We start from the raw sequence: 1269 nt of genomic DNA, 5'->3' as shown, positions 1-1269 counted from the left end.
GTAATGGATTCGGTGAACCAGCGCACGCAACTGGTAGGGCAGAATCGCCTTGAGCTGTTGTTGTTCCGTCTCGACGGCCAGCAGCTGTATGGGATCAACGTGTTCAAGGTTCGCGAGGTGCTGCAATGCCCCAAGCTGACCCTGATGCCCAAGTCCAGTCCTGTCGTGTGCGGTGTGGCGAATATTCGGGGGGCAACCATTCCGATCCTGGATCTGGCGATGGCGACCGGTGCCGGTCGGTTGCTGGACCAGAGCAATCCCTTCGTGATCATCACGGAGTACAACACCAAGACCCAGGGTTTCCTGGTTCGGTCGGTGGAGCGCATCGTCAACATGAACTGGGAGGAGATTCATCCGCCACCCAAGGGCACGGGGCGCGATCACTACCTGACGGCTGTGACTCGGGTCGACAACCAGTTAGTCGAAATCATCGACGTCGAGAAGGTGCTGGCGGAAGTGGCGCCGACGCCGGAAGCGATTTCGGTGGGCGTGGTCGATGTTGAGACCCAGCACAAGGCGCTCTCTTTGCGCGTATTGACGGTCGACGACTCGTCGGTGGCACGCAAGCAGGTGACCCGTTGCCTGCAAACGATCGGTGTCGAAGTGGTGGCGTTGAACGACGGCCGGCAAGCGCTGGATTACCTGCGCAAGCTGGTTGACGAGGGGAAGAAGCCGGAAGAAGAGTTCCTGATGATGATCTCCGACATCGAGATGCCGGAGATGGACGGGTACACCCTGACGGCCGAGATCCGCGCCGATCCGCGCATGCAAAAGCTCCATATCATCCTGCATACTTCGTTGTCGGGAGTGTTCAATCAGGCGATGGTCAAGAAGGTCGGTGCCGATGACTTCCTGGCCAAGTTCCGTCCTGATGACCTGGCATCCCGGGTAGTCGACCGGATCAAAGCAGCAGATAACAGCTAGAGGCCTTCTGCCCCTGGCGGTCAACACGATTTAAGAGGCGGTATCTTTGTCTACGGGTAATTTGGATTTCGAACAGTTCCGGGTATTCCTGGAAAAAGCCTGTGGCATTTTGCTCGGTGAAAACAAGCAATATCTGGTCTCGAGCCGTCTCAACAAACTGATGGAACAGCAGGGCATCAAATCGTTGGGTGAGCTGGTTCAGCGCATCCAGACCCAGCCGCGCAGCGGTTTGCGCGAGATGGTGGTGGATGCCATGACGACCAACGAAACCCTGTGGTTTCGTGACACCTATCCGTTTGAAGTCTTGAAGAACAAGGTATTGCCTGAAGCGATCAAGGCCAGCCC

1 protein-coding gene and 1 pseudogene are annotated in these 1269 nt (G+C 57.1%); both read left to right on the top strand.

The window, feature by feature from the left end; all coding sequences use genetic code 11:
• The coding region (locus AC1DLB_RS30300) for a chemotaxis protein CheV (protein ID WP_477786318.1) at positions 1–924 on the top strand (924 nt) is incomplete at its 5' end.
• Positions 925–970: 46 nt separating this feature from the next.
• Positions 971–1269: pseudogene (gene cheR, locus AC1DLB_RS30295) on the top strand (protein-glutamate O-methyltransferase CheR); the annotation flags it as partial.

This window comes from Pseudomonas sp. 05N434, assembly GCF_056396965.1.
The sequence above is the reverse complement of the archived record's forward strand: the minus strand, read 5'-3'. Positions and strand labels throughout refer to the sequence as shown.